The sequence below is a fragment of the Ralstonia soli genome (assembly GCF_023955655.1).
Classification (GTDB): Bacteria; Pseudomonadota; Gammaproteobacteria; order Burkholderiales; family Burkholderiaceae; genus Ralstonia; species Ralstonia soli.
Genome location: NZ_JAMXHT010000001.1, coordinates 260,615 through 283,616 on the forward strand (window position 1 = coordinate 260,615; position 23,002 = coordinate 283,616).

20 protein-coding genes are annotated in these 23,002 nt (G+C 64.8%); 12 read left to right on the top strand and 8 right to left on the bottom strand.

Translation table 11 applies throughout. The features are described 5' to 3' along the window. Positions 1 to 84: 84 nt before the first annotated feature. Together NG900_RS01140 and NG900_RS01145 are read right to left on the bottom strand one after the other, a co-directional pair. Positions 85 to 1,185, bottom strand: coding sequence for a DUF3800 domain-containing protein (locus NG900_RS01140; protein WP_252675860.1), 1,101 nt, complete (start codon positions 1,183 to 1,185; stop codon positions 85 to 87). Between the two features lie 94 nt (positions 1,186 to 1,279). Further along, positions 1,280 to 2,188, bottom strand: a complete 909-nt coding sequence (locus NG900_RS01145; protein ID WP_252675861.1) for an AbiTii domain-containing protein — start codon at positions 2,186 to 2,188, stop codon at positions 1,280 to 1,282. A 232-nt stretch (positions 2,189 to 2,420) separates the two neighbouring features. Here NG900_RS01145 and NG900_RS01150 point away from each other — a divergent pair, with 232 nt between their 5' ends. The 5 genes from NG900_RS01150 (at position 2,421) to NG900_RS01170 (ending at position 6,868) form a co-directional block, all read left to right on the top strand. Continuing rightward, on the top strand, positions 2,421 to 3,314 hold the full coding sequence (locus NG900_RS01150; RefSeq protein ID WP_252675862.1) for a DNA-binding protein: 894 nt from the start codon (positions 2,421 to 2,423) through the stop codon (positions 3,312 to 3,314). Positions 3,315 to 3,415: 101 nt separating this feature from the next. Further along, positions 3,416 to 4,366 (top strand): TraB/GumN family protein, encoded by a 951-nt coding sequence (locus NG900_RS01155; protein ID WP_252675863.1) that lies wholly within the window; start codon positions 3,416 to 3,418, stop codon positions 4,364 to 4,366. Next, positions 4,363 to 5,223: a hypothetical protein gene (locus NG900_RS01160; protein ID WP_252675864.1), complete on the top strand. Its 861-nt coding sequence runs from the start codon at positions 4,363 to 4,365 to the stop codon at positions 5,221 to 5,223. The genes NG900_RS01155 and NG900_RS01160 overlap by 4 nt, the downstream gene beginning before the upstream one ends. Positions 5,224 to 5,339: 116 nt before the next feature. After that, positions 5,340 to 5,729 carry an HU family DNA-binding protein gene (locus tag NG900_RS01165; protein ID WP_252675865.1) on the top strand — a complete coding sequence of 130 codons (390 nt, stop codon included), beginning with the start codon at positions 5,340 to 5,342 and terminating at the stop codon, positions 5,727 to 5,729. Between the two features lie 113 nt (positions 5,730 to 5,842). After that, positions 5,843 to 6,868: an IS110 family RNA-guided transposase gene (locus tag NG900_RS01170; RefSeq protein WP_252675502.1), complete on the top strand. Its 1,026-nt coding sequence runs from the start codon at positions 5,843 to 5,845 to the stop codon at positions 6,866 to 6,868. Positions 6,869 to 7,157: 289 nt separating this feature from the next. Here the strand turns inward: NG900_RS01170 and NG900_RS01175 are convergent, their stop codons facing one another. Continuing rightward, positions 7,158 to 8,096, bottom strand: coding sequence for a LysR family transcriptional regulator (locus NG900_RS01175; RefSeq protein WP_252675867.1), 939 nt, complete (start codon positions 8,094 to 8,096; stop codon positions 7,158 to 7,160). Positions 8,097 to 8,609: 513 nt separating this feature from the next. Here NG900_RS01175 and NG900_RS01180 point away from each other — a divergent pair. Then, entirely contained in the window at positions 8,610 to 10,310 is a 1,701-nt protein-coding gene (locus NG900_RS01180) for an AMP-binding protein (protein ID WP_252675869.1), read from the top strand. A gap of 37 nt (positions 10,311 to 10,347) precedes the next feature. Here NG900_RS01180 and rodA read toward each other — a convergent pair whose 3' ends face one another. From rodA to NG900_RS01205, 5 genes are all read right to left on the bottom strand, one after another. Then, a complete protein-coding gene (gene rodA / locus NG900_RS01185) occupies positions 10,348 to 11,499 on the bottom strand; it encodes a rod shape-determining protein RodA (RefSeq protein WP_420804105.1) in 1,152 nt (383 codons plus the stop codon). A gap of 23 nt (positions 11,500 to 11,522) precedes the next feature. Next, positions 11,523 to 13,967, bottom strand: coding sequence for a penicillin-binding protein 2 (gene mrdA / locus NG900_RS01190; RefSeq protein ID WP_252675871.1), 2,445 nt, complete (start codon positions 13,965 to 13,967; stop codon positions 11,523 to 11,525). Positions 13,968 to 14,009: 42 nt separating this feature from the next. Further along, complete coding sequence (gene mreD / locus NG900_RS01195) at positions 14,010 to 14,522, bottom strand: rod shape-determining protein MreD (RefSeq protein WP_252675873.1); 513 nt, start codon at positions 14,520 to 14,522, stop codon at positions 14,010 to 14,012. Positions 14,523 to 14,535: 13 nt separating this feature from the next. Next, positions 14,536 to 15,576 (bottom strand): rod shape-determining protein MreC, encoded by a 1,041-nt coding sequence (mreC, locus tag NG900_RS01200; protein ID WP_252675875.1) that lies wholly within the window; start codon positions 15,574 to 15,576, stop codon positions 14,536 to 14,538. A gap of 245 nt (positions 15,577 to 15,821) precedes the next feature. After that, entirely contained in the window at positions 15,822 to 16,865 is a 1,044-nt protein-coding gene (locus tag NG900_RS01205) for a rod shape-determining protein (RefSeq protein WP_045785428.1), read from the bottom strand. 498 nt (positions 16,866 to 17,363) lie between these two features. On the opposite strand from NG900_RS01205, the gene gatC reads away from it, so the two are divergent. From gatC to NG900_RS01235, 6 genes are all read left to right on the top strand, one after another. Continuing rightward, positions 17,364 to 17,663, top strand: a complete 300-nt coding sequence (gene gatC, locus NG900_RS01210; RefSeq protein ID WP_252675877.1) for an Asp-tRNA(Asn)/Glu-tRNA(Gln) amidotransferase subunit GatC — start codon at positions 17,364 to 17,366, stop codon at positions 17,661 to 17,663. Positions 17,664 to 17,742: 79 nt separating this feature from the next. After that, positions 17,743 to 19,254, top strand: a complete 1,512-nt coding sequence (gatA, locus tag NG900_RS01215; protein WP_252675879.1) for an Asp-tRNA(Asn)/Glu-tRNA(Gln) amidotransferase subunit GatA — start codon at positions 17,743 to 17,745, stop codon at positions 19,252 to 19,254. A gap of 41 nt (positions 19,255 to 19,295) precedes the next feature. Then, the gene (locus NG900_RS01220; protein WP_252675881.1) at positions 19,296 to 19,781 is read left to right on the top strand and encodes a hypothetical protein; all 486 of its coding nucleotides are present in this window, start codon (positions 19,296 to 19,298) and stop codon (positions 19,779 to 19,781) included. Continuing rightward, complete coding sequence (locus NG900_RS01225) at positions 19,781 to 20,755, top strand: dienelactone hydrolase family protein (RefSeq protein WP_289813602.1); 975 nt, start codon at positions 19,781 to 19,783, stop codon at positions 20,753 to 20,755. The genes NG900_RS01220 and NG900_RS01225 overlap by 1 nt, the downstream gene beginning before the upstream one ends. Positions 20,756 to 20,832: 77 nt before the next feature. Then, positions 20,833 to 22,299, top strand: a complete 1,467-nt coding sequence (gene gatB, locus NG900_RS01230) for an Asp-tRNA(Asn)/Glu-tRNA(Gln) amidotransferase subunit GatB (RefSeq protein ID WP_252675886.1) — start codon at positions 20,833 to 20,835, stop codon at positions 22,297 to 22,299. Between the two features lie 14 nt (positions 22,300 to 22,313). Further along, positions 22,314 to 22,991 carry a DUF484 family protein gene (locus NG900_RS01235; protein WP_252676885.1) on the top strand — a complete coding sequence of 226 codons (678 nt, stop codon included), beginning with the start codon at positions 22,314 to 22,316 and terminating at the stop codon, positions 22,989 to 22,991. Positions 22,992 to 23,002: the final 11 nt, after the last annotated feature.

Here is a 23,002-nt window from a genome sequence, read left to right on the forward strand (position 1 = left end):
AGGATAGCCGATGTCACCCTCATCCAACTGTCGAACGCGCGCACGCCCTTCGCCAGCTTCTTAGGCAAAAGGGCTCGACGCTGTTCAGTTTTGCCAAACTGGGCTAAACACCCGATGGGCAAGTTCGTTGGTAACGATGAGGTTCACCCCACAGACAGTCCCGCCGTCACTCAACCGGCACAGGCGCGCAAAGGTCGCATGCGCAGCACCTGAAATACTCCTTGGATCGCTCAGCCAATCCTTGATGTATCTCATGCAGAAGCCGCCAATGACGTCCGCCAACTGGAGGCCGATGGAGTCGTGGGACTTCGCGAAAGTCAGTGACGCCGTCGAACTGAAGTTGTAGTCCGCATGCGGTGTGAAGAAGTTGGCCGCCTGATCGCCAAGCGCCTCGGTCGCCTGCTTGTTGTTGGCCAGGATCTGATCGAATTGCAGCTGCTCGTCATGCACCAACTCGATCGCCGAGAGGTCTCGTTGGTAGTGAAGGTTGATTCGGGCGTAAATATTCGTGAGCGACGACAAATTCGGCAGCATGGAAACGGGCTTGCCGCGCTTGCCAATGTCCGGTGATGGCAGGAAATTCGAGTACGCACCGGGACCTTCCTCGGCAAGCATCTCTTCATAGTCGCTCAATGACAGTCTCGTCATCTCACGGCACGCCGAACAGGCTTCGCTTCCCTGATGCCGATCCAAAAACTCCAGCAATGTTCCGAATGACGAACGTACCGTTGCATCGGTCGGTGTCCGGCAGGCTGCGATGAATGCGTCGAACACCTCCACCGGCGCAGTGTCATAGAGGAAGTCCGCCAGTGCGTTCTGGACCACGTGTGCTCCTGGTTCGGCCAGAATGCCGGAACTTGGAGGCAGTACGTGGCTATTGACGATGTTGGTCACCACAAAGAACTTCTTGTCGACCACTTCGATGAAGCACGGTGAAGTGCGATCACAAATGGCGTCGACAAGGTCACGGACAAACTCTGGCTGGCCCGTCAGAGATTTGGACTTCAACTCGCCAGCCGGGATGCGGTGCGCAGCCCTAATTTCCTCGACGACCGCAGCGATCGCTTCCTGGTCGTGCAAACCGAGGGCGGCAAGTGCAAAGGTCGGCTGACCGTCGAAGTCGTATGCCTTGCCGGAGTTGGTGGCGCCACCAGTATTCCCGCTCTCATCGATGTAGAACTTCATAGTTCGGCTCGGTTGTCGTTTGACTGTGTTTGCAGGCGAATGACCGCGAGGGCGGTAACAAGGGTCCCGCACGCCAGACTATGGACAACTCGCCCTATTGGCCAAGGTAGCCTGCGATCGCCTGAGCGATACCTCCGGCAATCGCCTCGACGCCAACTCCCGCCGCCTTGTTCAACGCCTTACCGACCAGTTGGCCAATCCATGATTTTGATTTCTCGGTCGTGCCAGACCCGGCTGCACGTTCTTCGTCGAGATCGTGTTTGAGGCCGGCAAGATCGGCCTCCAATAGTCCAAACGACTGCAGGTAGAGGCGCAGCGCCTCCCAATCGCCCTGCCCGACCTGGACATTGGCTGTCTGCGTGACGCCCGTGCTTGCGTTGGCCAGGTTGCCGACGTTGCCCCCGATATGGGTATTGAAGATCTGAGTCAATCGTTCCTCACTGATCGGTTTCGAACCTACCGGAAGCTCACCTGCATCTGGGCGCAACTTTTCGACCTCAATGGCATAGCTCAGCACGGCCGTCTTGACGCAATCGAGCAGCCGGTCGATTGCCCCAATGGGCACCTCCATCCACGCCGCCACGCATTGCATGTCGCGGGTCAGCTTTGATGCATATTTGATTGCCAACGCGACGTTCCAGTCCATCTTGACTGAAGATGGCTTTTTTCCTTGGACGAGATTTTCGTAGGTGCTGACAGCCTGCCCCATCTGCGCAACGGCGTGCCCTCCCCGCAAATGTTCGGGCAGCACGGTGACCGGCACCTGCAGCTTGGGTGCATTCATCCCAAACGGCCCAACGAAGCTGCCGTAGGACACGACAGGTGTCACCCGGTAGGGCGGCAACTCCGCGCCTTCCGGATAGCCGCGCAACTCCCAATCCACCCACTGCTCAAGCTGAGTATGCCCCACGCGCGAGGCCAGCAGCTTGCACTTACGCAGCAAGGACGAAACGCTCGTCGACGGATCGATCGCGTCGGCTTGAATGCTGCGAATTAGCGACATGCGGTGCTCCGGTCACAGTTGGCTGCCGGAATTCTACGCCCACGCGACCTCAGACCCGCGCAGGTCAGGCACGGACACTCCAATGCGGCAATGGACCTGGATTGCAGGCAGTTGCTTGGCATATCGATCATAGATCACACGGAAAGCATCAAACTCTTCACATGCTGGCAATTCGTATCGTATCGTATAAAATACAATACGATATCAATCGCGGACGTTCATACGATACGAAATGGCACGCCAAGGGATTTCCTACGAGCAGGTTGTCGATGCCGCCAAGGCACTGGTCGCCGAGCAACTCAAGCCGACGCTCAGCGCGGTACGTGAGCGGCTGGGCAGCGGTAGCATGAATACGATCCACCGCCACCTGACTGCTTGGCAGGATCAGCAAAAGCCTGCCGCGCGCAAGATCGGCGATCCGAACCCCCGCCTATTGGCCGCACTGGGCACCGAGTTGTCGCGCGTGGCCGATGACGCTGCGGCCGACGCAGAGGCCGCCCTGGCGCAGGTCATGAGTGAAAACGCGGTGCTGGCCAGCACCGGCGAGGCGCTTGAAGCCGAACGCGATGCCCTGACGCAGGAACTGCAGCAGGTTGCGACAGAGCGCGACAAGCTTGCCGGCAAGGCAGCGGAACAGGCCGCAGAGATCGAGCGCTTGAATGCGGAGTCGGAGAGGGAGCGCGGCGAACTTGCCTCCGTTCGTCGGGCGCTCGCGCAAGTGGAGTTGCGCCTGGAAGCCCTGCCACACTTGGAGCGCGAACTGAGCGAGTTACGCGCCCAACTGGCTGCGGAACAGGCTGCTCGGGTCACAGCCGACCGCACTGCCGCCGTCGCCGAAGCCCAGCGTGACGCCGCCGACATCGCCCGTATTCAGGCCAACGAACGCTTGGCCAACGCCGAATCGCGCGAGCACCAGGTGCGTGCCCAACTGGCCGAAGCGCAGGCGGCGCATGAGCGCACCCGCGAGAAGCTGACCGAGGTCGTTGGCCTCGAGGCAGGTGCTCAGGCCGAGTTGAGAATGCTACGCGAGCAGCTTGAGGCCGCGAAGCCGACGCCAGAGTCGGCACCAGATCAGCAGACCGGTCAACCGCCAAGCAAACCGGCAACACGGCGCAAGGGAGCGTAGCAACGCTGCTTACCTACCAACTGGGTGGCGCAGCTCCCTGTATTGCGCCCTGACTGCCGATCAGACTTTCCCCTCGCCCTCTTTACTCCCGGAGTCATCGCATGCTGCGGTCCTTTGGCCTGCCTGCACTAGTTCGCGCGCTGGCGACATTCGGTGGTGCCGCCACCCTCCTCTCTACGCCAGCAATTGCGCAAGACGGCGTGCCGGCTCTCGCAATCACCGCTCCGAACGGAGCCAAAAGTGTGCTGGTCGCCACGCTCCATGTTCCCTATCCTGGCTTGCGCCAGCCGGCGATGTCCGTTCTCCAGGGCGCCAAAAGCCTTGTCATTGAAAGTTCGAGGGCCCAGGGTCCACAGCCTGTCGACCTCAAGGGTGCAGATCTACTGGACCCCAACGTGTTCGCCGGGCGAGCAACGCGCGCATCATGGGCTATGGCGTTGACTGATTCGCAGGTTGACTTCCTGCAACAACGCGCGATTTGCGCCTCACCACAACTTCCCGGCCTGGCCAGCGAAATGCTGCAGCACAAGAGTCCTCGTGTGGCCTACAGATACGCTTGGACTCCGTGCACCGCATCGAGCAACCTATCCAGAGACTCGATATTCGCGAAAGCGGCACTTCGCTACAACATCGCGCTGGTGCCCCTGGAAGATCAGACCGACGTGGAAAGCCAACGACGTGCCGTCCCCGACCGGATCTATTTGCGCCTGCTAATGAGCGGCCTGGACAACGCCCGCCAGCAAGAGGATTTCCGTCAAGCAGTCATCGCATTCAACCGCGGCGACTACGAGAGCATCGCCGCTCTCGCAAGCCTCGGAAACGAATCCCCAGAGGATGCGGCTATCTTTCACCGCCTGATGGTCCATGACCGCAATCTGGCCTGGATGCCCCGATTGCGCAAAGCCCTCGACGCCGGCGGTGCGGTGGTCGCGGTTGGTGCTGCCCACCTGCCGGGGCCGGACGGACTCGTCGCTCTCTTGCGAGCCGACGGCTACCAAGTCAGCGACATGGTGTTGCCGAATGACCCTGCATTGGAGATGGAAGCGCCATGATCGATGAGGCGATGCATCGAGCCCAAGATGTCGTCTACGGCAAAGACAGAGCAGCGCAGATGCGCAAGGCACCAGGTCTTGCTCGCATCCGCGCGGCAGTATCGGAGTCCGAGTGCCCGGTGTTGGACCAGGCGGTCTGGAAGCGCACTGAGTTGGGCCCGTTTCTTGATCTGCTCACCACTACCGAGCGGGTCTACGTCGATGTGCCCATCGCCGCCGTGGTTGGCTTGACCCATCGGAATTTCAGCAAGGCCTTGACGTGGCGGGGCATGCTGCAGGACCTGCACGGTTTCGGCTGGGACGAGCGCGTCATTGACTACTGCGAATCGGAAATCGGCCACCAATCCTTTCCCGCCCCTGAAGCTGCGTACGAACTGAAACTTGCAGCCTATGGTGGGGCGGTGACGTGCACCAATGGCGTCCACCGCCTGGTCGCAGCAGTGAACTGGCTGGGTGCCACGCAAGATGAACACGCCGTGATGCGCAAAGTCTCGGTCTGGTACCGGCCGGCCGACACGTCGCAGGTCGGGGCGTTGCGTGCGCTACAGCAGCAAGGCGCCCAATTGCGTATCGGCTGCGCCAGAGATGACGCCGGCATCCGCCGCATGTGGTTCGTCGAAGCGACCACCGCGAGCAACGTCAGCTACTTCCACCTCACGCCGGAACGCTGCACTCCAATCAAGGTCGGATCGCGCTGGGCGGCAAAGGCGCGGGCATGGGCGGGGCTTGAGGCCGACGCCGTTCATTTCGTGTCGGAGTGGTTCGACATTCCACCGAGCATTCTCGATGTGATTGCCAACGACGCATGGATCGAGGCGCAGCTCCGCGCGCCCCGCTACGAGGCTCCTCCCGACTGAAGACGATGTGTACCGTTGTCCAGTACGACTGGAGCTTGCTATGCTTGTCTCGCACGCCATAGCGCGCGCAATTCGCCATCGCAGGATGGTCAACCACCTAGAAATCTACGCACTCCATGGCGACGAAAACCAAGACCGCAGCAAAGAAAGCCGCACCGGCAAAGAAGGCCGCCGCTGCGGCTCCGACTATCAAGCCGCTGAAGGACACCTTCACCAAAGCCAGCCTGGTGAGCCACCTGGCCGAGCAGACCGAACTTGAGGCCAAGTCGGTCAAAGCTGTGCTCCAGCATCTGGAAAACACCATCCTGGGCGCGCTGCACAAGAAGGGCGCGGGTGAATTCACGCTGCCGGGCCTGTTCAAGGTGACCTCGGTGAAGGTGCCGGCGACCAAGCGCCGCTTCGGCAAGAACCCGTTCACGAAAGAGGACCAGTGGTTTGAAGCCAAGCCGGCCAGTGTGCGCGTGAAGGTGCGGCCGCTGAAGAAGGTGAAAGACGCCGCGCAGTAAATCCTGCGCTGCCGCTCAAGCCAACGGGAGGCCAAGCCTCCCGTAATGAGATGGTCACCCCCACCCTACGAGCGGGTAACGCTGGTAGGGTGTTTTTCTTTGTGGAGGCCATCATGGAGCACGTCACGCTGGTTGGAATCGATCTGGGCAAGCACACGTTTCACCTTCACGGACAGGATCGGCAAGGTAAGGCCGTGTTTCGCAAGAAGGTGAGCCGCAAACAATTGGTCGAGTTTTTCGCCAAGCTGCAAGCCTGCACCGTGGTCATGGAGGCCTGCGCCGGCGCACACCACATGGCCCGCAAGCTCGCTGGCTTCGGGCATCAGGTCAAGCTGATCTCGCCGCAGTTCGTGCGCCCCTTCGTCAAAGGCAACAAGAACGACTTTGTCGACGCCGAGGCGATCTGTGAAGCGGCCTCACGACCATCCATGCGGTTCGTGAGCCCCAAGACGGAGTCGCAGCAGTCACTCTCGGCTCTGCACCGGGTACGCGAATCGCTGATTCGCGACCGCACCAAGACGATCAATCAGATCCACGGGTTCCTGCTCGAATTCGGTATCAGCCTGCCGGTGGGCTTGGCCGTCATCAAGCGCCTGCCGGCTGTTCTGGCCGAGTCCCCGCTGCCGCCGCGCATGGTTGACCTGCTGGAGCGGTTGCACGCCCACTTCAAGCACCTCGGCGAGCAGATCGGCGAGATCGACCAGGAGATGGGCCGCCAGCTCGCCGAAGACGATCTCGGCCAGCGCCTGTTGTCGATCCCCGGCGTGGGGCCGGTCACCGCGAGCGTGCTGGCCGCCGAGATGGGCGATGGCAAGCAGTACGCCTGCAGTCGGGACTTCGCCGCTTCGCTCGGACTTGTGCCACGCCAGTACAGCACTGGCGGTAGAGCCAACCTACTGGGCATCAGTAAGCGTGGGGACAAGAACATCCGGCGCCTGCTGGTGCAGTGTGCGCGTAGCTACATGCTGCGGCTGGAGCGGCTGAGCGGGCGCCTTGCCGATTGGGTGCGCAGCATGCTGGCGCGGCGGCACTCGAATGTGGTGGCTTGTGCGCTGGCGAACAAGCTGGCACGCACGGCGTGGGCACTCGCTACCCACCACACGACATTCAAGCTAGATGTGAGCCTCGCACAGGTTTGAGCGCTCGCGATCGTCCCTGTTTTACCGAAGAACACCCCTCTGGTTTTGCGATTGCTGGAATTCTGATGACGTGAACGGCATACCGGCCTGACGGACACCCTGACAAAAAATTCGGCTCTCGAAGCCGATCCCGTTTTTAGGACCATCAGGCGCGGCTCTCATCGTGGCGCGGGCAGCTTCTGCCTACATTGACGCCGGATAGATTTAGGCAAGCCAAACACACCATCAAAACCCAGGGTTGCAAAAGTGGGGGTGACCATAGATTTTGTTTTGGCGATGCGGTATCGCCTTATGCGGCTTCGCTCAGGCCTCGCCCGGCGCGTGCTTCACTGTGCTTCACCTCCATCGCCTGGGCCAGCATGTAGTCGATGAAGGTGCGTACCTTCGTCGGCAGGAACTTGCGGCTCGGGTACACCAGCGACAGCGAGCGCGCCGGCAGCTTGTAGTTCGGCAGCACGCGCACCAGCCGTCCGGAATCGAGATCCGGCCGCGCCATGTACGACGACAGGATCGCGATGCCCATGTCAGCCAGCACGGCGCGGTGCATCAGCTCGGCGTTACTCGTGACGAGCGAGGGCTGCACCGGCACGGCAATCGATTGGCCATCCGGCGTGGACATCTCCCATTCGTGCCGCAGTTGCGGGTGCCACATGGCGATGACGCGGTGTTCGGCGATATCTTCGGCACGCTGCGGCGTGGAATGCTGGCGCAGATACGCGGGCGTGGCGGCCATCACCATCTCGGCGGAGATCATGCGGCGCGCCACTAGGTGCGAACCCAGGCCGAGCTCCGAGACCATGATGCCGACGTCGCGGCCGTCTTCGACGATGTCGATCGGGCGATCGGACAGCGCCACGTCAAACGTCACCTCGGGGTAGAGCTGCTGGAAGCGCGCGAGCAGCATCGGCAGCACGTGCAGCCCGAACATCACCGGCGCGACGATGCGCAGGCCGCCCACCAGCGCCTGGCTGCGCGAGGTGGCCAATGACTCCGCCTCGTCAATGTCGAGCAGAATCTGCGCGCAGCGCTGCAGATAGGTTTCGCCCACGTCCGTCAACGACAGGCTGCGCGTGGTGCGGTTGAGCAGGCGCGTGCCGAGGTGCGCCTCGAGGTCGGCCACGTAGCGCGTGACCACGGCATTGCTCATCGACAGATGCTGGGCCGCCCGGGCGAAGCTGCCAAGCTCCACCACCTTGGAAAACACGCGCATCGACTGCAAACGATCCATTCCCTGCCTCTCACATGATTTGTTGTTGAAAATAGAACAAATCTGTCGTGACAGCAAATGTTTAATGTTGATGTGAGCAATTTACTGCCTGGGAGCAATCCTTAAATGTGAGCGCACGCTCATGCAAGAACATCGACGCCGTTTGCATTTGCGGCGTTTTGTTGCCACGGCTGGGTATCCGACTTCTCACCGATTGACGCAACGGCGGATTTGCGCCGAGACTCTATACCGAGCGGTAGATTTTTGTGAGTTCCGCCTTGCGCGTGATCACATCCGGCCCGAATCGCGGGTGGAACACGGTTTTGCGCAAAACGATGCGGCGGGCGCCATGCGGCTTCGTCATACTCAAGCGATGGATGCCGAGAAGCCCGACCCGCATGAGCGCCCCAGAAATGAGCGCCCCAGAAATGAGCGCCCCAGAAATGAGCGCCCCAGAAATGAGCGCCCCGATTTGAGGGCAGCCATCACGGCCAAGGTATCGCCTTGCGATGCCGGCGGCCGAGGAGACACCACATGACCATCCTGAACCGCGAACCGGTGCACTACTTGGCGGGTGAAATGCCGCTGCACCGGTATTGCGCCCTCCATGCGCAGCAGACGCCGGAGCGCATTGCCCTGCTGTGGTATGGCCGCACGATCTGCTGGCGCGAGCTGGATCAGCTCTCGACGCGGCTGGCGGTGCAACTGCAGCGGTTGGGCGTGACGCGCGGCGACCGCGTCGCGCTGTTCCTGCACAACTGTCCTCAGGCCATCGTGGCGCATCTGGCCACGGCCAAGCTGGGCGGCATTGTCGTGCCGTGCGGGCCGCTGTCGCGCCAGCATGAATTGCGTGACCAACTGGCCGATTGCGGCGCCAAGGTCCTGGTGGCGGCGGCCGACCTGATGCCGATTGTCGAGGCCGCGCGGCCGGGCACGTCGGTTACGACCGTCATCACCACGCGCTACTCCGATCTGCAGCCCTCGCAGTCTGCGTGCCGCAAGGCGCTGGTCGTGCCGCCTGAGCTGATCGCGGCGGATGCGTCGGCCTATGTTTCGTCTGACGGGCCGCCCAGGAACAAGCCCGGCGCCGCGCAGCTCGACCTGATGCAGCTGATGGCCGAACCGGTGGATGTGGCCGAGCGCGATGCGGTGACCGCCATCACCGTCGGCCTCGACGAGGTGGCGCTGATGGTCTACACGTCTGGCACCACCGGCCGCCCGAAGGGCGCGATGCTCACGCACCGCAATGCGCTGTACAAGACCGCGGTGACGGTGCAGGTGGGCGGCATCCAGGCGGCCGATGTGATGCTGGCGGTGGCGCCGCTGTCGCACATCGCCGGCATGCTGATGGGCATGAACGTGATGCTGTACGCCGGCGCGGCCACCATCCTGCTCTACCGTTTCGACCCGCTGGCGGTGCTGCAGGCGATTGACCGCTACCGCGTTACGCGCTGGTACAGCATGACGCCGATGAATCTGGCGGTGATGGCGCATCCCGATGCCGCGCAGTACCGCATGGAATCGCTGGTGACGAATCCGTGCACCAGCTTCGGGGTCACGCTCACCGAGGCGATTGCGGAGCAATGGCGCGCGTTTGCCGGCCCGCAGTGCCGCATTTATGAAGCCGCCTACGGCCTGTCCGAGACACACACCTGCGACGCCATCACGCCGCCCGACGCGCCGCGCTGGGGCTGGCACGGCAAGATCGTCCCGCAGACCGAGGTACGCATCGTCGACCCGCACACCGGCGCGGAACTGCCGCCGGGCCAGGCTGGCGAAATCACCATCCGCAGCCCGGGCGTGTTCCGTGGCTACTGGCAGCGCGACGAGGCCACGCGCGCCGTACTGCGCAACGGCTTCCTGCACACCGGCGATATCGGTCAGCTCTCGGCCGACGGTTACCTGCAATGGCAGGGCCGCATCAAGGAGATGATCAAGGTGTCCGGCTACAGCGTGTTCCCGGAGGATGTGGAGGCGCTGCTGTCACGTCACCCCGGCATCCGTCAGGTGGCCGTGACGCCCATCCCTGACCCGGACAAGGGCGAGGTCGTCTGCGCGCACGTTGTGCCGATGAGCGGCGTGACGCTCTCGGAAGCGGAGCTGATTGCCTGGTCGCGCGACAACATGGCGCCGTACAAGGTGCCGCGCCGCGTGAAGTTCCACGACACGCTGCCGGCGACGGCAACGGGCAAGGTGCTCCGAAGATTGCTGCGCGAAGAAGCCCTCGCCGCCTGAAAACGAAACGGCCGCCAGAATTTGGCGGCCGTTTTGCCTAGGTCTGCACGAAGCGTTTCTGTCGGGCGATGCTCATCAGGATGCCGATGCCCATGCCCAGCGTGACCAGCGCCGTCCCCCCGTAACTGATCAGCGGCAGCGGCACGCCCACCACCGGCAGGATGCCGCTCACCATGCCCATATTGACGAAGGCATAGGTGAAGAAGATCAGCGTGATCGACCCGGCCAGCAGGCGCCCGAACAGCGTGCCTGCATTGGCGGCGATAAAGAGCCCGCGCAGGATCAGCAGCAGGTACAGGAACAGCAGGATGCCGTTGCCCACCAGCCCGAACTCTTCGGAATACACCGCGAAGATGAAGTCGGTGTGCTTCTCGGGGATGAACTCCAGGTGGGTTTGCGTGCCCTTCAACCACCCCTTGCCCGTCACCCCGCCCGAGCCGATGGCGATGATCGACTGGATGGTGTGAAAGCCCTTGCCCAGCGGGTCGGTGGTCGGGTCCAGCAGCGTACACACGCGGTGCTGCTGGTAGTCGTGCAGGATCGGCCAGTTCACGCCCGGCGCGCAGATGCGCGACTCGAACGACACCACCAGCGTGATCGCCGTCACCGCTACCACCAGCACCGGCACGATCAGCCGCCACGACAGGCCGGCAAAGTAGATCACGTAGATGCCGGCGGCCAGCACCAGCAGCGCCGTACCCAGGTCCGGCTGCTTGGCGATCAAGCCCACGGGAATCAGCAGCAGCACGGCCGCCGCCAGATAGTCGTACCAGTGGATCACGCCCTCGCGTTTCTGGAAGTACCACGCCAGCATCAGCGGCATGGCGATCTTCATGATCTCGGATGGCTGCACTACCACACCAATGTTGAGCCAGCGCCGCGCGCCCTTGCGGATCAGCCCGAACATCGCCACGCCAATCAACAGCGCCACCCCGACGGTGTAGAGCGGCACGGCAAAGCGCATCAGCGTCTGCTGCGGCAGGTTGGCGATGATCCACATCAGCACGAACGACAGCAGGATGTTGCGGACCTGGTCTTCCACCCGGCCCGGCATGTCGATGGCGGCCGAATACAGCGCGATCAGCCCCGTGCCCAGCAACAGAAAGACGATCAGCGCCAGCGGCCCGTCAAAGCCGGTGAAGAGCGATTTGATGACGTTGAATATGCGGCGCTTGTCCAGTTTGTCCATGGCGTGATCCTCAAGCGCAAATGTCAGGGCGTGGCCGATTTGGCGGACGCAGCCGGTGCGGGCTTGGGCGTCGGCTTCTGTGCGGGCTTCGGTGCCGGCTTGTTGCCCGGCTTAGCCTCTTTTCCGCCCTTGGGCGACGTGGCGGGCGCCGAGGCCGGGGCGGCGGCATTGCCGCGTCCGCGCGGCGGAAGTTCGGGCGCCGGCTGGGCGTGCGACAGGGCCTGCAGCACCTGGGCGTCGAGCGTGGCCGGGGCGACGGCCTCGGCGCTGGTGCCAGCTTCGCGCAGGGCCGGCGCCACAAGATCCGGCGACAGCGGCGGTGCGCTGCGCGCAGTGCCGGCGGCCACGGCAGACGCCGCCGCCGGCACCGAAGCTGCGGCGGCATCGCTGGCGGCCGGTGCCGCCACGGCCGAAGCCGCCGCAACCCCGGACGCCGCCTGTGCCGCCGCCTCAGCCGCTGCCTGCGGCGTGGCCGTGGCACTGGCGATGGTGGCCGTCTTGCCGGTCGAGAACACGCTCGGTGTATCCACCGGCGGTTGCGGTTGGGGCTTCGGTGCGGTGGCCGCCAGTTCGGCCGGCCACTTGCCGGTCAGGTAATAGTCCATGACCGCGCGTGCGATCGGCGCGGCCGAGGTTGCGCCAAAACCGGCGTTCTCGACAATCAGCGCCAGCGCAATCTTCGGGTGGTCGGCCGGCGCGAAGGCTTCGAACAGCGCGTGGTCACGCTTGCTTTCGGGCAATGCGTGGTGGCTGTACTTCTCGTTCTTGCCCAGGGAGTACACCTGCGCCGTGCCGGTCTTACCCGCCGACACATACTGCGCGCCGATGAACGCCTTGGCCGCCGTACCTGCCTGGTTCACGCCCACCATGGCGTGCTTGATCACGTCGATGTTCGCTTGCTTGAGCGGAATGCGATAGCTCTCGGTCGGCACCGTCAGCGCGCGCGCCTTGGACAGTGAATCCTCCACGGCCTTGACCAGGTGGGGCTTCATCACCACGCCGTTGTTGGCCAGCGTCGACACCGCGTGCGCGAGCTGCAGGATCGTGAAGTTGTTGTAGCCCTGGCCGATGCCCAGCGAGATGGTCTCGCCGTCGTACCACTTCTGCTGCTCGGGGCGCTTGTAGGCTTTGCGCTTCCAGTCGGTGGACGGCAGGATGCCGGTGCGCTCACCCTCGATGTCGATGCCCGTGACCTGCCCGAAGCCGAACGGCTTCATGAAGTCGTGGATGGCATTGACGCCCATGTCGTTGGCGAGGCGGTAGTAGTACGTGTCGCACGACGCCACGATTGAGCGATACATGTCGACCCAGCCGTGGCCGCCCGGCACGTCGTCGCGGAAGGTGTGGTTGCCCAGCGTGAACGAGCCCGGGTCGGCCATGCCCCACTGCGGCGTGCGCTTGCCCAGCTCCAGCGCGCCGAGCGCCATGAACGGCTTGTACGTCGAGCCCGGCGGATACGTGCCGCGCAGCGGACGGTTCAAGAGCGGCTTGTCGGGCGAGTTGTTCAGTTCGTTCCAGGTGGCGCTGTCGATGCCCTCGATGAACAGGTTCGGGTCGAACGTCGGCTTGGACACGAAGGCGAGGATGTCGCCCGTCTCGGGCTCGATCGCCACCAGCGCGCCGCGCCGGTTGCCGAAGAGCTGCTCGGCCAGGCGCTGCAGGTTGATGTCGAGCGACAGGATCAGGTTGTTGCCCGGCGTGGCCTGCGAGGTGGAGAGCGTGCGGATCGGACGCCCGCCCGCGCTCACTTCCACCTCTTCGTAGCCGGTCAGGCCGTGCAGCTCGGTCTCGTAGCTCTGCTCGATGCCGACCTTGCCGATGTATTCGGTACCGCTGTAGTTGTTGGCGTCCTTGCGCGGGTCGTACGTCACGCCGGGCTGGCTGTTGGCATCGCTCATGTTGTCGATGCGGTCCAGGTCGCGCTCGGAGATGCGGCCGATGTAGCCGATCACGTGCGAGGCCGAATCGCCCAGCGGGTACTGGCGGAACAGCCGCGCGTGCACGTCCACGCCCGGAAAGCGGAAGCGCTGCGCCGAGAAGCGCGCGACTTCCTGGTCGGTCAGCTGGCTGCGGATCGGCAGGCTCTCGAAGCTGCGCGCGTCTTCCATCAGGCGCTTGAAGCGGCGGCGGTCGCGCGGCTGGATGTCGACGACTTGCGCGAGCTGGTCGATGGTGTTGTCCAGCGTGTCCTGCAACTTGGACGGCGTGATCTCCAGCGTGTACGCCGAGTAGTTGCGCGCCAGCACCACGCCGTTGCGGTCCATGATGATGCCGCGGTTGGGCTCGATGGGCGCCACCGAGATGCGGTTGTCTTCGGCCTTGGCCGAGTACTGCTCATGCTTGACCTGCTGCAGCCAGAAGAAGCGCGCCAGCAGCAGCCCAAAGCAGATCACCACGAACAGGGCGGCCGCCGCCAGCCGCACGCGGAAGCGCGACAGCTCCTGTTCGACGTTGCGGATTTCGGTCATGCCAGGTGAGCGCTAACAGCGGGATGCATTGAGCCGGCCACTTCAGATTGGCCGCGTTTCATCAACGTTCTCCGGGCGGCGCTGCGGCGCCAGCAGGAACGCGTTCGCGAACGGCCACAGGGCGGCCTCGATCAACGGCGGCAGGATGACCTGCCAGTCCGGCAGGTGTGCGCCCATCAGCAGACGGATGACGATCGGCACGGCATGCGCGAGCACCAGCAGCGGCAGCACGTGCAGCGCCTGCGACAGCACCGAGAACCACAGCACGCGCCGGTGAATCGTGATCGCGAAGTACGACAGCAGCGTGTAAGCCATGGCGTGCTCGCCCAGCAGGCGCGCCTCATGCACGTCCATCAGCAGGCCCAGCAGGAACGCCACCACCATGCCCACGCGGCGCGGCTGGTGGATGTTCCAGAACACCAGCACCAGAGCCACCAGATCGGGGATCCACTGCATGTGGCCCCACGGCATCAGGTTGAACAGGAACGCCAGCACGAAGCTGAAGGCGATGAAGCCGGGGTTGACCGGACGCAGCAGGTATTGGGGCGAGTTCATGGTGTGCCCTCGCTTAACGTTTTTGCGCCGGATCGGTGTCCAGCGGATTGCCGTCGGCGTCGGTCGGGCGCGGCGGCGTGGTGTTCTCATCGGGAGCGGGTGCGGGCACATTGGCCTCGGCGGCGGCGCGTGCGGCGCGGTCCTTCTCTTCGCGGGCGTCGCGCGCGGCGTTCTTGCCCTTGGGCGTGGAAGGCGGCGCCAGATCCATCGGCGGCGGGAAGCCCGATTCGTACTTCACGATCAGCAGGTGCCGGTTGCTGCGGATGCCGGCCACCGGCTCGCAGATCACGCGCGAGAACGCGGTGTCGGCCTTGCGCTCGATCTGCGCGATGCGTGCCACCGGCAGGCCCGCCGGATATACGCCGTCCAGCCCCGACGTCACCAGCAGGTCGCCCTGCTGCAGGTCGGCCGAGGCGGCCATGAAGCGCAGGTCCAGCGCGCCCGGGCGGGCCCCGCCGAACGCCACGCTGCGCAAACCATTGCGAACGACCTCAACAGGAATCGCCTGATCCTTGTCGGTCAGCAGCGTGACTTGCGATTCGAACAGCGATACCCGCGTGATCTGCCCGACCACACCGCGATCGTCGATGACCGGGTAGCCGGCGCGGATGCCGTCCTTGGAACCACGGTCGATCACGATGCGCTGCGTGTAGGGGTCACGCGCCTCGTAGAGGACTTCTGCGGCCACGGTGGGCACTGCCGCGTGCTGCTTCAGATTGAGCAGCGTGCGCAGGTTGCGGTTTTCGACTTCGAGCTGCGTGGCGCGCAGCGACTGCTGCGCCTGGGCGACGGCCGACTCGCGCAGGCTGCGGTTGTCGTTGGCCAGCGTGGTGGACGATTGCGCGTACTCCAATGCGGCACGCGCGGTGTCGCGCGGGATCAGCACCACACGCTCGACCGGGTACAGCACGACCGACACGACCTGCCGGACCACACCGAGCACCGACATGCGGGCATCGATCACCAGCAGCGCGAGCGCAAGTGCGAGGAGGGCGACCAGCCGCGCGGTGGCAGACGGGCCCTGCTTGAAGAGGGGCGGCGGGGAGTAGTCCATGACCCGGACGCTTCAAATGGGCACGGCAGGCGCCTGACGGTCAACGCCAGAGTCGACGTCAGCGGCCTGCCGGCAACAGATTGGGTGTGGCGCTGGTGCGGTGCAGTGGCCCGGGGCGGGCAGAGCACGGCGCACCGGCGCGAGACGCATCTCAGCGGTCCGCGAAGGCCGTTGGCGTGACCACGGCCGTGGTCACGAAAGCAGCCACAGAGGCGGAACGCGGATCGGCGTGGTGCATGGTCCCGTTATTCGTACGAGAAGATGCTGCCGAGCTTGTCCATGCGCTCCAGCGCCATGCCCGAGCCGCGCACCACGCAGGTCAGCGGGTCTTCGGCCACCAGCACCGGCAGGCCGGTTTCTTCGGCCAGCAGGCGGTCCAGGTCGCGCAGCAGCGCGCCGCCGCCCGTGAGCATCATGCCGCGTTCGGCAATGTCGGCGCCCAGTTCCGGCGGGGTTTGTTCCAGCGCGATCTTCACCGACGACACGATCTGGTTCAGCGGGTCCGTCAGCGCTTCCAGGATTTCGTTGGACGACACCGTGAAGGCGCGCGGAATGCCTTCCGACAGGTTGCGGCCCTTCACTTCCATTTCGCGTACTTCCGAACCCGGGAAGGCCGAGCCGATTTCCTTCTTGATGGCTTCGGCGGTTTGCTCGCCGATCAGCATGCCGTAGTTGCGGCGGATGTAGTTGACGATGGCCTCGTCGAACTTGTCGCCGCCCACGCGCACGCTGCCCTTGTAGACCATGCCGCCCAGCGAGATGATGCCCACCTCGGTGGTGCCGCCGCCAATGTCCACCACCATCGAGCCCGACGGCTCCGACACCGGCAGGCCGGCGCCAATGGCTGCGGCCATCGGCTCTTCAATCAGGTAGACCTGCGATGCACCGGCGCCCAGCGCCGATTCACGGATGGCGCGGCGCTCGACCTGGGTCGAGCCGCACGGCACGCAGATGATGATGCGCGGGCTCGGACGCAGCAGCTTGCTGTCGTGCACCATCTTGATGAACTGCTTGAGCATCTGCTCGGTGACGGTGAAGTCGGCGATCACGCCGTCCTTCATCGGGCGAATGGCTTCGATATTGCCCGGCACCTTGCCCAGCATCTGCTTGGCTTCCTTGCCGACGGCCTGGATGGTTTTCTTGGCGCTCGGGCCGCCTTCCTGGCGAATGGCCACGACCGACGGCTCGTCCAGGACGATGCCCTTGTCGCGGACGTAGATCAGGGTGTTGGCGGTGCCGAGGTCGATCGCGAGATCGTTGGAGAAATAGCTGCGCAAAAAGCCGAACATCGAATGAATCCTGTTTTTCGAGTCATGGGCGGCGCGGCAGCAGGATCGCGGTGCTATGGCTGCACCGATGCGCGGACCTCGCGTGGACTTGTGCCATGCGGTCCGATCCTGCTACTGCGCTCCCGGGAATGTCGCGGGCTCCGTGGTGGCTGGCGGAGGGGTGCCATGGCACTGTCCAACCCGCCGAGCTGAGCCGCCCGGAGAGGGGGCCCCCAAGGAACCTTTGATTAAGTGTCGCCAACTGCTGACGGTGCGACGGCCGGGAGGTTCCCGGCGGACTTAATCAGAGGGTCCGTGACTGCACGAAGTCGCCTGCTGACTTAGAAATTTAGTCGGCAATCATACCTTATAATTCGCACGTTTCGCGGGCGTTTCCCTCCAAATTTGCGGCCAATCGGCACACTCGGGGCCCACCTGCGCGTGGGTTGCGCGCAGTACCCGTCGCTTGGCCGCCCGCGCAGGCTGCCCGCCCGCCGCCGTACTCACTGACCCACTCCGATGGCACTCGAACTCTCCGACGTCAAACGCATCGCCCACCTTGCCCGCATCGAAGTCTCCGATGCCGAGGCCGCGCAGACCCTCACCCAGCTCAACCAGTTCTTCTCGCTGGTCGAGCAGATGCAGGCCGTGGATACCACCGGCATCGAGCCGATGGCCCACCCGATCGAGCAGGTGCAGGTCCAGGCCCAGCGCCTGCGCGACGACGTCGTCACCGAAGCCGACCGCCGCGCCGACTACCAGCAATGCGCCCCGGCCACCGAGGCCGGCCTGTATCTCGTGCCGAAGGTCATCGAGTAATCGGCGCCGGTGCGCCAATCTTGACCCGACCCCATTCGACGTCGCCGGCCGTTGCCGGCAGCCCATCCGAACGTATTCGATGACCGCATCCACGATCAAAGCCCTGTCTGCCCAACTCGCCGCCAAAGAAGTTTCGGCCGAGGAACTGGCGCGCCACTACCTGTCGCGCATCGAGGCGGGGGCACACCTGAACGCCTTTACCCATGTCGACGCCGAGGCCACATTGGCCCAGGCGCGCGCCGCCGACGCCCGTATCGCGGCCGGCGATGCGGGCCCGCTTGCCGGCGTGCCGATTGCGCACAAGGACGTGTTCGTCACGCGCGGCTGGCGCGCCACGGCGGGCTCCAAGATGCTCGGCAACTATGTCAGTCCGTTCGATGCCACCGTGGTGGAGCGCCTGGGCGCGGCCGGCATGGTGACGCTGGGCAAGACCAACATGGACGAGTTCGCGATGGGTTCGTCCAACGAAAACTCGGCGTTCGGCCCGGTCAAGAACCCGTGGAATGTCGAGCATGTGCCGGGCGGCTCGTCGGGCGGCTCGGCGGCGGCGGTGGCGGCCGATCTGGCACCCGCTGCAACGGGGACGGATACCGGCGGCTCGATCCGCCAGCCGGCGTCGTTTTCGGGCATCACGGGGATCAAGCCGACGTATGGGCGCGTGTCGCGCTACGGCATGATCGCGTTCGCCTCGTCGTTGGACCAGGGCGGCCCGATGGCCCGCACCGCTGAAGATTGCGCGCTGCTGCTCTCGGCCATGGCCGGCTTCGACCCGCGCGATTCCACCAGCCTGGAGCCGGGTCGCGGCGGCGATGTGGAAGATTTCAGCCGCCTGCTCGGCCAGCCGCTGCAAGGCGCGGCGGGTGGTACCAATCCGGCCCGCCCGCTGGCCGGCCTGCGCATCGGCCTGCCCAAGGAATACTTCGGCGAAGGCCTGGCCGACGACGTGCGCACCACCGTGCGCGCCGCGCTGGCAGAGCTCGAGAAGCTCGGCGCAACGCTGGTCGACATCAGCCTGCCCAAGACCGAGCTGTCGATCCCCACGTACTACGTGATCGCCCCGGCGGAGGCCTCGTCCAACCTGTCGCGCTTTGACGGCGTGCGCTACGGCCACCGTGCGGCCGAATACCGCGATCTGGCCGACATGTACCGCAAGAGCCGCGCCGAAGGTTTCGGCTGGGAGGTCAAGCGTCGCATCCTGGTCGGCGCGTATGTGCTGTCGCACGGCTATTACGACGCCTACTACCTGCAGGCGCAGAAGATCCGTCGCATCATCGCGCAGGATTTCCAGAACGTGCTGGCCGGCGAAAACCGCCAATGCGACGTGATCATGGGCCCCGTGGCCCCGACCGTTGCATGGAAATTGGGCGAGAAGAGCGACGATCCGGTGCAGATGTACCTGGAGGACATCTTCACGCTGTCGACCAGCCTGGCGGGCCTGCCGGGCATGAGCGTGCCGGCCGGTTTTGGCGCAAACGGTCTGCCGGTTGGCTTGCAGATCATCGGCAACTATTTTGAAGAGGCACGCATGCTGCAGATTGCGCATGCGTTCCAGCAGGCGACCGACTGGCACAACCGCCAGCCGGCGGCCTGAGGCTCGCTCCGACGCACCCCGCTGGCCAGCAGGAGGCACGTATGAACCCTCGCATCCGCAATGCACTTGGGCTGGCGCTGGTCGCCGGCGCGCTGGCGGCCTGCGTGCCGATTCCGTTGCCGTCGATTCCGGGCATCAGCCGTCGCCCGACCGCGCCGCCGCCGATTTCCGACCGGCGCATCGACATCAACGGCTACTGCAGCCAGACCGAGGAAGACGGCTTCCGCGAGCAGGCGACGCTCACGGTGGCCGACAACAACGTCAACGCGATGCAATGGCAGTTGTGGGTTGGCCGGCGCGGTTCGTGCCGGTTCGACCTGTCGACCTTCGAGCAGACCAAGCGCCGCCCGAGCATCGAGCTGCGTGAGCGTCAGGGCAGTTGCACGTTGATGGTCTGGCAGGACCCGCGCCGCGTGACGCTGGCGCATGCCAATTGCGAAGCGCATTGCACGCCCGGCATCTACGAAGAAGCGTGGCCGGTGATGTTTGATCCACAAACGGGCCAGTGCGCCCGCAACGCCCGCTGATGCGTTCGGTGACGCACGCATCGCTTCGCGTTCTGGTGGCGTTGGCCGGCGCCTTGGCGCTGCACGCCGCTGCGCAGCCGACGCCGGATGCCGAAGGTGCCCTGCCGGACATGCCGGCGGCGCGCGCTCCGTCATCGGCCGAACTGGGCGTGCAGACGGTGGAGATTCCGCGTTCCGCCATGAAGGACGCGGAAGACGCGCCGCAAACGCTGACGGCCTACTGGGTCGCGTCGCCGGTGAAGGCACCTGCGGCGGGTGCGCCGGTGGTGATTGCGCTGCACGGTTGCAGCGGTTTGTACACGCAAGCCGGCGCTGACGCGAAGGCGCTGAGTTCGCGCTATCGCGGCTATGCCCAGTGGCTCGGGGCGCGCGGCTACGCGGTGGTGATGCCCGACAGCTTCGGCCCGCGCGGCAAGCCGCACGGCATCTGCACCGAGCGCTATGCGTCGCGCGACATCAACGGCGCCACGCGGCGCGCCGACATTCTGGCGACGATCCGCTGGGTTGCCGCCAAGCCCGGCGTGGACGCCCGCCGTATCGTGCTGCTTGGCTGGTCGAACGGCGCGCAGGCGGTGCTGGAGGCGCTTGATGCCGGACGCGCCTGGCCTGCCGGCACGCCACCGGTGGATCGCGCCGTGGCGTTTTACCCGGGCTGCGCGTCGGTGCTCAGGCGCCCCGCTTACCAGATCAACGCGCCATTGCTGCTGCTGGCCGGTGCCAGCGACGACTGGACGCCGCCCGAGCAGTGCCAGGCGCTGCAGACTGCGGTGCTGGCCCGACAGCCGCAGGCGCGCTTCGAGCTCGAGATGTTTGGCGGCGCGTATCACGGCTTTGACGGTACGGCACCGCTTAAGGAACGCAACGATGTCCCGAACGGGCGTCGTCACGGTGCCGTCATGGTCGGCGGTGACCCGGCGGCGCGCGAAGCGGCCTTTGCGAAGCTCGCGGCGTGGCTCGATGCGCCGCGCCCCTGATCGCAGCAATACACGAACATCCGAATATCTGAGTACCTAGACATTCACACCACAACAATCGACAGGACACACGCAACATGCAATGGGAAGTGGTGATCGGCCTCGAGACGCACACGCAGCTCTCGACGGTCTCGAAGATTTTCTCCGGCGCGTCCACCGCATTCGGTGCCGAGCCCAACACGCAGGCCGCACCGGTGGATCTGGCGCTGCCGGGCGTGCTGCCGGTGCTGAACAAGGGCGCCGTTGAGCGCGCCATCACGTTCGGGTTGGCGATTGGCGCCAAGATCGCGCCCAAGAGCATCTTTGCGCGCAAGAATTACTTCTACCCCGATCTGCCCAAGGGCTACCAGATCAGCCAGTACGAGATCCCCGTGGTGCAGGGCGGCACACTGACGATCCAGGTGGAGGGCAAGAACGGTCAGCCCGGGTATGAGAAGACCGTGCAGCTGACGCGCGCCCACCTGGAAGAAGACGCCGGCAAGTCGCTGCACGAAGACTTCGCGGGCATGACCGGCATCGACCTGAACCGCGCCGGCACGCCGCTCCTGGAAATCGTGACCGAGCCCGACATGCGCAGCGCCGCCGAAGCCGTGGCCTATGCCAAGGCCCTGCACGCGCTGGTGATGTGGCTCGGTATCTGCGACGGCAACATGCAGGAAGGCAGCTTCCGCTGCGACGCCAACGTTTCGGTGCGCCGGGGCCCGGACGCGCCGTTCGGCACGCGTTGCGAGATCAAGAACCTGAACTCGTTCCGCTTCCTGGAAGAGGCGATCAACTACGAAGTGCGCCGCCAGATCGAGCTGATCGAAGACGGCGGCACCGTGGTGCAGGAAACCCGCCTGTACGACCCGGACCGCAAGGAAACGCGCTCCATGCGCAGCAAGGAAGATGCGCAGGATTACCGCTACTTCCCCGACCCGGACCTGCTGCCGCTCGTCATCGGCGACGACTGGATTGAGCGCGTGCGCGCTACGCTGCCCGAGCTGCCCGCCGCGATGGCCGCGCGCTTCGAGTCGGCCTATGGCCTGCCGAAGTACGACGCCAGCATCCTGACCGCCACCAAAGCGACCGCCGCCTACTTCGAAGCCGTGGTGGCTGACGGGGGCGCCGCGAACGCCAAGGCTGCCGCCAACTGGATCATGGGTGAGGTCGCTTCGAACCTGAACCGCGCGGATCTCGAAATCGACGCCGCGCCCGTCAAGCCTGCGCAACTGGCCAAGCTGCTCGCTCGCATTGCCGACGGCACGATCAGCAACAACACCGCCAAGAAGGACGTCTTCCCCGCCATGTGGGCCGGTGAAAGCAATGGCGATGCCGACGCGATCATCGCCGAGAAGGGCCTGAAGCAGATGTCGGATTCCGGCGAGCTGGAGAAGATCATCGACGACGTGCTGGCGGCCAACGCCAAGTCGGTCGAGGAATTCCGCGCGGGCAAGGAGAAGGCGTTCAACGCGCTGGTCGGCCAGGCCATGAAGGCCACGCGCGGCAAGGCCAACCCCGCACAAGTCAACGAACTGCTGAAGAAGAAACTGGGCGCAGCCTGATGAGCACCTCCACGATGAACGCACAAGACGTCGCCAACTACTTGCAAGCGCACCCGGCCTTCTTTGAAGAGCACGCCGAGCTGCTGGCCGCGATTCAACTGACGAGCCCGCACAGCCACCGCGCGGTGTCGCTGCAGGAGCGTCAGATGGAAATCCTGCGCGACAAGAACAAGCACCTCGAACTCAAGCTGTCGGACCTGATGCGCCACGGCAACGAGAACGACCGCACGCAGCAGCGCGTGCATGCCTGGACGACGCGCCTGGTGGGTGAGGCTGATACGCATGCGCTGCCGTACGTGGTACAGGACGGCCTGCGCGAGATTTTTGACGTGCCGGCTGTCGCACTGCGCGTGTGGCAGGTGGGCGAAGAGTTCGCGCACCTGGAAGTCGCGCAGGGCGTCAGCGAAGAGGTGCGCTTGTTCGCCGCTGGCCTGCGCGCGCCGTACTGCGGCGCCAATGCGGGCTTTGAGGCCGCCGGCTGGTTGGAGACCGCTGAGACGATCGAGTCGGTCGCCATCATCACGCTGCGCGTACCGGCGCGTGGAGATACCGACCCGGCCGCCGCGCCGGCCTTCGGCCTGCTGGTGCTGGGCTCGCCCGATGCCCGCCGCTTCCACGACGGCATGGGCACGACCTATCTCGCGCAGATTGGCGAACTCGCTGCCGCGGCGCTCAACCGCCTGCGCGACTGAGCGCACGCCGC